The following is a 7,723-nucleotide window of genomic DNA, read 5'->3' as shown; positions in this document are numbered from 1 at the left end:
GCAAACGCTTCGACTTCAAATGCCCGATCGAGGTGATGGGCGAAGTGATGCAAGAAGCCGTGGTGATGCGGCATGATGCTCCCGCTTCAATTCAATAACCGTGTTGCACTCAGATCCTGCAACCGCCCGGATAAATAGGCGGGCGCCAGTATAAACGTGAAACACGGCGGTTCCCGCTCGGTGAAAACCAAGGCATGCGATAGTTACTGACAGAATTTTCTTTATTTACACGTCGCTATTCATCGCTTTCAAGTAAGCCTTGCAACTGTGCGGACAACTTCTCACACCGCAGCCTGAGCATTTCACGCAGCAAGTTCACTGGCTTACTTAACTGTGCGCGATGTGCGCACAACAAATTCAGCGGTGCACGCTCGCCCTGCAACTCGGGCAGCAGTACGCGCAAACGCCCGGCCTGCACGTCCGCGGCCACATCCAGCCAGGATTTGTACGCCACCCCGGCACCGGCCACCGCCCACCGGCGCACCACGTCGGCATCATCACTGAAGCGGTCGCCGCTGACTGTCAGACTCACCTCCCGTTTGCCATCGTGAAAATGCCAATGGTCGTGAACCCTGCTACCGAGCATGAACAACAGGCAATTGTGCTGCGCTAACTGTTCCAACTGACGAAGCTCGCCATGCCGCGCCAGGTAAGCGGGCGCGGCGCACAGCACGCGGCGGTTGTCGGCGGCGATGGGCAGGGCCACCAGGCTTGAGTCTTCCGGCGCGCCATAGCGCAAAGCCACATCCACCGGTTGGCGGAACAGGTCGGCAATGCGGTCGCCCAGCAGCAGGCGCACGGTGAGTAGTGGGTGTTCACGCTGGAACTCATCGAGCCAGGGCACCAGCAGGTTGCGGCCAAAATCCGACGGGGCGGACAACTGCAACACGCCGCTGACCTGATGCTGCCCACGCGCCAACAGGCGCCGTCCCTCCTCCAGGCTGCCCAGCGCCGCCCGGGCGTACGCCAAAAAGCCTTCGCCCTCGGCGGTCAGGCGCAGGCTGCGGGTGGAGCGGGCCAGTAGCCGCGCGCCCAGTTGCTGCTCGATGCGCTTGAGGGCGGCACTGGCCACCGCCGGCGACAGGTCCATGGCCCGCGCCGCCGCCGACAGGCTGCCAAGGTCGGCGGCACGTACAAACAACTGCAAATCATCAAATCGCAACATCGGCTCGCCCGCGCATTATCAACAAAACATTGAAAGAGACTGCTGTTGTAGCGGGTTTTATCTTCAATAGAAATAGCCAATCATTCGCCCCAGCCCTGCACTCACTTCCCCTTCTCTGGAGCCACCATGAAAGCCATCGCCTATTACCACTCGTTGCCCATCACTGACCCCAACGCCCTGCAAGACATCGAACTGCCCGCCCCCGTGGCCGGCCCGCGGGACCTGTTGGTGGAGGTCAAGGCCGTTTCCGTCAACCCGGTGGACACCAAGGTGCGCCAGAACGTCCAACCCGAGGGCGGCGCCGCCAAAGTGCTGGGCTGGGACGTCGCCGGGGTGGTCAGCGCCGTGGGCAGCGAAGTGACCCTGTTCAAGGCTGGCGACCGGGTGTATTACGCCGGCTCCATCGCCCGCGCCGGCGGCAACAGTGAATTGCACGTGGTGGACGAACGCATCGTCGGCCACATGCCTAAAAGCCTGGGTTTTGCCGAAGCCGCCGCCCTGCCCCTGACCGCCATCACCGCGTGGGAGCTGTTGTTCGAGCGCCTGCAAATTGCCGAGGGGCCCGCCGACCTGGGACAAAGCCTGCTGATCGTCGGCGCCGCCGGGGGCGTGGGTTCGATCCTGACCCAATTGGCCAGCCAACTGACCGGGCTAAAAGTCATCGGCACCGCCTCCCGCGTACAAACCCGCGAGTGGGTCACGGCCCTGGGCGCCGACCTGGTGATCGACCACAGCCTGCCGCTGAGCCAAGCCCTCAAAGACGCAGGCCAGGCCCAGGTGACCCACGTCGCCAGCCTGACCCAAACCGACCAGCACCTGGACCAATTGGTCGAGGCCCTCGCGCCCCAGGGCAAGCTGGCGCTGATCGACGACCCCAAGGCGCTGGACGTGACCAAGCTCAAGCGCAAAAGCCTGTCGCTGCATTGGGAGTTCATGTACACCCGCTCGCTGTTCGAGACCGCCGACATGCTCGAACAACACAAACTGCTCAACCGGGTGGCCCAACTGATCGACGCCGGCACCCTGAAAACCACGGTGGGCGAGCACTTCGGCACCATCAACGCGGGCAACCTGCGCCGCGCCCATGAGTTGCTGGAAAGCGGCACCGCCCGGGGCAAGATCGTGCTCGAAGGTTTCTAAAGCGCGAGGGTGGGAAACGTCCGCCGCTACCCTCGGAGGCGGACGACACCGTCAGTCAGAGACTTGACGTCGGTCATCTTCACGCCCGTATTCGGGTCTACACTCGAGGCCTTTGCAACGTTGTCTTTTAGTTGAGGAGGTCAGCCATGAAGATCCTGATAAAAGAACTGGCAAAAACCCGCACCCCGCAATGGCAAGTGCGCATCGACCAGCATGCGGTGACGTTTCGCAGCGAAGCCGAAGCCCGCGCCTTTGTCGCTACCCTGCAAGCGCGCCTGAGCGCCCCCCACCGCATCCCCGACCTTCAACAGCGCGCCGGCTAAGCGCAAACCGCTAGAGTGCTGCCTGGGCCAACGCCCGGGCGTTCTGCGCGCGGCGGGTCAGCAACGCGACACCGACCGCCAGCGCCCCGCACAGGCTGATGACCATGGCCATCGGCATGGCACTGCCGTCGTGCAACACACCCACCAGGTACGCCGCGCCGGCCGCCACACAAAACTGCAGGCAACCGAGCATCGCCGAAGCGCTGCCCGCCCGTGCGCCCTGCCCGGCCATGGCGCAGGCCGAGGCATTGGGAATGATGCAGCCCAGGCTGGCGATACAAATGAACAGCGGCACCAGCAACGGCCACAACGCCTGGGTATGCAGGCTGGCGATACCCATTAGGGTCAGGCCGGAGGCCAGGTACACCCACACCGCCCGCATGAGCAAAAACGCCGGCCCGCGCTGGGACAACAGCCGCGCATTGACCTGCGCCACCAGGATGAACCCCGCCGCATTGCTGCCGAACAGCCAGCCGTAATGCTCGGCGGGCACGCCGTAGAGCTTGATGAAGACGAACGGCGAACCGGCGATGTAGGCAAACATCCCGGCAATCGAGATACCGCCCGTCAGGGCGTGGCCGAGGAACACCCGGTCCGACAACAACCGCCCGTACTGGCGCAACGCCCCGGACAACGGTTGGCGCGGCATGCCCGCCGGCAGGCTTTCCGGCAGGCCCACGGCCACCGCCACGGCGCACAGGGCACTGAACAGGGTCAACACAAGGAAAATCGACTGCCAGCCATGCAGGTTCACCAGCAGCCCGCCAAGCATCGGCGCGAGGATCGGCGCCAACCCCATCACCAGCATCAACTGCGAGAAGACCTTGGCCGAGGCCACGGCGTCGCATTTATCGCTGACCACCGCCCGGGCAATCACCATCCCCGCGCAACCGCCCAGGGCCTGGACGAAACGCGCGGCAATCAGCCATTCCAGGCTCGGCGCAAAGGCGCACGCCAGGGAGGCCAGAGTAAACAGGCTCACGCCCACCAGCAGCGGCACCCGCCGCCCAAAGCGGTCGGCCACCGGCCCGTAGGCCAATTGGCCGATGGACAGGCCCAGAAAGTACACGGCCAACGTCAGTTGGATGTGTTTTTCGTCGGTGCCCAGCGCCAGGGCCATGGCCGGGAACGCGGGCAGATAGAAATCGATGGCCAAAGGGCCGAAAGCGCTCAGGGCGCCGAGGATCAGAATGGTGCGCAGATTCATCAGACATCCAGGTTGAGCAGAGTCGGCAGCCCGACAGTCTAGCCGCGCCCGGATGTCTTGAACATTCCGATAGGTCGCTAACTAATAAATAGCCTCAAGAAGCGAGTTTGGCCGGGTAGCCTTCGGCACTGATGAGGCTGATGACTTCATCGGCGGACAAGCGGCTCTCTACACCCACCTCCTTGGCCGCCAAATTGACATTGACGCTGGCCGCCGGGTCTTTAGCCTGGATCGCCTGGGTCACCGACTTGACGCAGTGACCGCACGACATACCTTGAACGTTGAATACTTGCATGACGCTTCTCCATTGCTTGAGGGTTGCCGGCAGTCTTGACCTTGCCACCATGGCAAGGTCAAGTTCTGCGATTCACTGCCGGGCTGGCAATCGTCGCGCCGCAGGGGCAAGCTGCCATCTGAATGACACCACGCAGGAGATTTCCCCATGGGCTGGCCCGCCGTAAGCCTACTCAGCATCCTTAGCCTGGTGGCCGCCGTCCCGGCCGCCACCGCCGCGCCACCGGACTACGGCGTGCTGATAATTTCCCGCGAGCGTCTGGAAGTGGCCACCTCGTGCGAGATCGGCATCTACCTCCAAGACCAACTCGCCGCCCGGCTCTTCCAGGAACAGAGCACCTCGTTCAACCTGCCGCCGGGCAACGTCTCCCTGCGCCTGAAACTGCTCCCTGGCCAAGCCCCGGGCTGCAATGCCGGGCTGCTCGCGCCGGGTTCGCAAGACATCCGCCTCAAGGCCGGCGACGTGGTGAAGTACCGCATCGCCATGAGCGAAAGCGGCATGTACCTCAAACCGGCAGAGCTGGGCTACTGAGTTTCATCGGGGGGGAGTGGGCTGGCCCGCGGTGGCGGTATGTCAGGCCACACGGCAGTTGAATGGGCCGGCCTCATCGCGAGTAGGCTCGCTCCCACCTTTTTATCTGCCACTTATAGATGCCAGATCCCTCCCACATTTATTGCCCCTTGACCTTCCCCGCATGGCAAGGTTGATCCTGTAGGCCATTTCTACAGGGAGTAGCACCCATGTCCGAATCTATTACCTTCGATCTGCCGATTGCCGGCATGACCTGCGCCAGTTGCGCGGGGCGTGTCGAGCGGGCGTTGAGCAAGGTGCCCGGCGCCAGTGCCGTGAGTGTCAACCTGGCCACCGAACAAGCCCGCGTCCAAGCGCCGGGCGACAGCCTGCCGGCCCTGCTCGAAGCCGTGCAGCAGGCCGGCTACAGCGTGCCCAGCCAAAGCGTGGAACTGAACATCGGCGGCATGACCTGCGCCTCCTGCGCCGGCCGTGTCGAGCGGGCGCTGGGCAAGGTCGCGGGGGTGAGCAGCGTCAGCGTCAACCTGGCCAACGAGCGTGCCCATGTGCAATTGCTCGGCCACGTCGAGCCTGGCGTGCTGATCGACGCCGTGACCCGCGCCGGTTACACCGCCAGCCTCTGGCAGGCCGACCAACCACCCGCCAACGACCAGGAACAACGCCTGCGCCGCGAGCGCTGGGCGGTGATTATCGCCGTGCTCCTGGCGCTGCCGCTGGTGCTGCCGATGGTGGTGCAACCCTTCGGCCTGCACTGGATGCTCCCGGCGTGGGCGCAATTCGCCCTGGCCACCCCGGTGCAATTCATCCTCGGCGCGCGTTTTTACGTCGCCGCGTTCAAAGCCGTGCGCGCCGGTGCCGGCAACATGGACCTGCTAGTGGCCCTGGGCACCAGCGCCGGGTATGGCCTGAGTATTTACGAATGGGCCGTGGCCCCCGCCGGGCACATGCCGCACCTGTACTTTGAAGCCTCCGCCGTGGTGATCGCCCTGATCCTGGTGGGCAAATACCTGGAAAGCCGCGCCAAACGCCAGACCGCCAGCGCCATCCGCGCCCTCGAAGCCTTGCGCCCGGAGCGGGCGATCCAGGTGATCGACGGCCGCGAGCAGGACGTGGCCATCAGCGCCCTGCGCCTGGATGACCTGGTGCTGGTCAAGCCCGGCGAGCGCTTCCCCGTGGACGGTGAAGTGGTCGAAGGCCAAAGCCACGCCGACGAAGCCCTTATCAGCGGCGAAAGCCTGCCCGTGCCCAAGCAACCGGGCGACAAAGTCACCGGCGGCGCCATCAATGGCGAAGGCCGCTTGCTGGTGCGCACCCAGGCCCTGGGCGCCGAAACCGTGCTGGCACGGATCATTCGCCTGGTCGAAGACGCCCAGGCCGGCAAGGCACCCATCCAGAAACTGGTGGATAAAGTCAGCCAGGTGTTCGTCCCCGTGGTGCTGCTGATCGCCCTCGCCACCCTGATTGGCTGGTGGTGGTACGGCGCGCCGCTGGAAGTGGCAGTGATTAACGCCGTCGCCGTGTTGGTGATCGCCTGCCCGTGTGCCCTGGGCCTGGCCACGCCCACCGCGATCATGGCCGGTACCGGCGTGGCCGCGCACCACGGCATCCTGATTAAAGACGCCGAAGCCCTGGAGCGGGCCCACGAAGTCAGCGCCGTGGTCTTCGACAAAACCGGCACCCTGACCTCCGGCAAACCGCAGATCGCCCACCTGCAAGCCCTGGACGGTGATGAAAACACCCTGCTGCAACTGGCCGGCGCCCTGCAACGCGGCAGCGAACACCCCTTGGCCAAAGCCGTGCTCGACGCCTGTGACGAACGTCAATTGCCGGTGGCCGATGTCAGCGCCAGCCAATCCCTGACCGGGCGCGGCATCGCCGGCACCCTCGATGGCCGCCAATTGGCCCTGGGCAACCGCCGCATGCTGGTGGAAAGCGGCCTGGACCAAGGCGCGCTCAACGCCCTGGCGCAAGACTGGGAAACCGAAGGCCGCACCCTGTCCTGGCTGATCGAACAGAGCCCGCAACCCCGTGTACTGGGCCTGTTCGCCTTTGGCGACACCCTCAAGCCCGGCGCCCTGCTGGCCGTGCGCGAACTGACCGCACAAGGCATCAGCAGTCATTTGCTTACCGGTGACAACAGTGGCAGCGCCAAAGTGGTGGCCGAGGCCCTGGGCATCCGCGACGTGCACGCTGAAGTGCTGCCCGCCGACAAAGCCGCCACCGTGGCGCACCTGAAGAAAACCGGCGTCGTGGCGATGGTCGGCGACGGTATCAACGACGCCCCGGCGCTGGCGGCGGCCGATATCGGCATCGCCATGGGCGGCGGCACGGACGTGGCCATGCAAGCGGCCGGCATCACCCTGATGCGCGGCGACCCACGCCTGGTGCCCGCGGCCCTGGAAATCAGCCGCAAGACCTACGCGAAAATCCGCCAGAACCTGTTCTGGGCCTTCATCTATAACCTGGTGGGCATTCCGCTGGCCGCGTTTGGCCTGCTCAACCCGGTACTGGCCGGCGCGGCGATGGCGCTGTCGAGCGTCAGCGTCGTGAGCAACGCCCTGCTGCTCAAAACCTGGAAACCCAAAGACCTGGAGAAAGCAGAATGAACATCGGCCAAGCAGCCCGCCAAAGCGGTCTGAGCGCCAAAATGATTCGCTACTACGAGTCCATCGGCCTGCTCAAACCCGCACAGCGCAGCGACAGCGGCTATCGCCTGTACAGCAGCGACGACCTGCACTCGTTGGCGTTTATCAAGCGCTCGCGGGATCTGGGGTTTTCCCTGGAAGAAGTCGGCAAGTTGCTGACCCTATGGCAGGACCGGCAACGGGCCAGCGCCGACGTGAAGGCGCTGGCGCGCCAGCATATTCTGGAGCTGGAGCTGAAAATCCGCGAACTGGGGCAATTGCGCGACACCTTGCAGGACCTGGTGGAGCACTGCCAGGGCGACGACCGCCCCGACTGCCCGATCCTCAAGGAACTGGCCAGCGGCCCCTGCTGCGCCTGACTGGCAGACCAAAATCACCCTGTAGAGGCCGGTCTGTGGGAGCGGGCTTGCCCGCGAT

The 7,723-nt window shown here is 64.6% G+C and carries 8 protein-coding genes; 5 read left to right on the top strand and 3 right to left on the bottom strand.

From position 1 onward, the window contains the following. Nucleotides 1-235 precede the first annotated feature (235 nt). Nucleotides 236-1,165: a transcription regulator VimR gene (vimR, locus tag AC19YR_RS07345; RefSeq protein WP_500597764.1), complete on the bottom strand. Its 930-nt coding sequence runs from the start codon at nucleotides 1,163-1,165 to the stop codon at nucleotides 236-238. 126 nt (nucleotides 1,166-1,291) lie between these two features. On the opposite strand from vimR, the gene AC19YR_RS07340 reads away from it, so the two are divergent. Together AC19YR_RS07340 and AC19YR_RS07335 are read left to right on the top strand one after the other, a co-directional pair. Beyond that, nucleotides 1,292-2,305: a zinc-binding alcohol dehydrogenase family protein gene (locus AC19YR_RS07340; protein WP_095109499.1), complete on the top strand. Its 1,014-nt coding sequence runs from the start codon at nucleotides 1,292-1,294 to the stop codon at nucleotides 2,303-2,305. A 146-nt stretch (nucleotides 2,306-2,451) separates the two neighbouring features. Beyond that, on the top strand, nucleotides 2,452-2,628 hold the full coding sequence (locus tag AC19YR_RS07335; RefSeq protein WP_176465112.1) for a hypothetical protein: 177 nt from the start codon (nucleotides 2,452-2,454) through the stop codon (nucleotides 2,626-2,628). A gap of 10 nt (nucleotides 2,629-2,638) precedes the next feature. Here AC19YR_RS07335 and AC19YR_RS07330 read toward each other — a convergent pair whose 3' ends face one another. Beyond that, the gene (locus AC19YR_RS07330) at nucleotides 2,639-3,835 is read right to left on the bottom strand and encodes a multidrug effflux MFS transporter (RefSeq protein ID WP_500597762.1); all 1,197 of its coding nucleotides are present in this window, start codon (nucleotides 3,833-3,835) and stop codon (nucleotides 2,639-2,641) included. A gap of 94 nt (nucleotides 3,836-3,929) precedes the next feature. Then, nucleotides 3,930-4,130, bottom strand: coding sequence for a heavy-metal-associated domain-containing protein (locus tag AC19YR_RS07325; RefSeq protein ID WP_095109497.1), 201 nt, complete (start codon nucleotides 4,128-4,130; stop codon nucleotides 3,930-3,932). A gap of 147 nt (nucleotides 4,131-4,277) precedes the next feature. On the opposite strand from AC19YR_RS07325, the gene AC19YR_RS07320 reads away from it, so the two are divergent. The 3 genes from AC19YR_RS07320 to cueR all read left to right on the top strand — a co-directional run bounded on the left by AC19YR_RS07320 (nucleotide 4,278) and on the right by cueR (nucleotide 7,665). Further along, nucleotides 4,278-4,661, top strand: coding sequence for a hypothetical protein (locus AC19YR_RS07320; RefSeq protein ID WP_095109496.1), 384 nt, complete (start codon nucleotides 4,278-4,280; stop codon nucleotides 4,659-4,661). Nucleotides 4,662-4,870: 209 nt separating this feature from the next. Beyond that, complete coding sequence (locus AC19YR_RS07315) at nucleotides 4,871-7,267, top strand: heavy metal translocating P-type ATPase (RefSeq protein ID WP_500597761.1); 2,397 nt, start codon at nucleotides 4,871-4,873, stop codon at nucleotides 7,265-7,267. Beyond that, nucleotides 7,264-7,665 (top strand): Cu(I)-responsive transcriptional regulator, encoded by a 402-nt coding sequence (cueR, locus tag AC19YR_RS07310; RefSeq protein ID WP_095109494.1) that lies wholly within the window; start codon nucleotides 7,264-7,266, stop codon nucleotides 7,663-7,665. Before AC19YR_RS07315 ends, cueR begins: the two co-directional genes overlap by 4 nt. Nucleotides 7,666-7,723 lie beyond the last annotated feature (58 nt).

The organism is Pseudomonas sp. MF08817 (assembly GCF_059862705.1).
The sequence above is the reverse complement of the archived record's forward strand: the minus strand, read 5'-3'. Positions and strand labels throughout refer to the sequence as shown.

Excerpts from the sequence above, each read along its gene's own strand:
- AC19YR_RS07335 (WP_176465112.1), top strand. The coding sequence starts at position 2,452 with ATGAAGATCCTGATAAAAGAACTGGCAAAAACCCGCACCCCGCAATGG.
- cueR (WP_095109494.1), top strand. The coding sequence starts at position 7,264 with ATGAACATCGGCCAAGCAGCCCGCCAAAGCGGTCTGAGCGCCAAAATG.
- AC19YR_RS07315 (WP_500597761.1), top strand. The coding sequence starts at position 4,871 with ATGTCCGAATCTATTACCTTCGATCTGCCGATTGCCGGCATGACCTGC.
- vimR (WP_500597764.1), bottom strand. The coding sequence starts at position 1,165 with ATGTTGCGATTTGATGATTTGCAGTTGTTTGTACGTGCCGCCGACCTT.
- AC19YR_RS07325 (WP_095109497.1), bottom strand. The coding sequence starts at position 4,130 with ATGCAAGTATTCAACGTTCAAGGTATGTCGTGCGGTCACTGCGTCAAG.
- AC19YR_RS07320 (WP_095109496.1), top strand. The coding sequence starts at position 4,278 with ATGGGCTGGCCCGCCGTAAGCCTACTCAGCATCCTTAGCCTGGTGGCC.
- AC19YR_RS07330 (WP_500597762.1), bottom strand. The coding sequence starts at position 3,835 with ATGAATCTGCGCACCATTCTGATCCTCGGCGCCCTGAGCGCTTTCGGC.
- AC19YR_RS07340 (WP_095109499.1), top strand. The coding sequence starts at position 1,292 with ATGAAAGCCATCGCCTATTACCACTCGTTGCCCATCACTGACCCCAAC.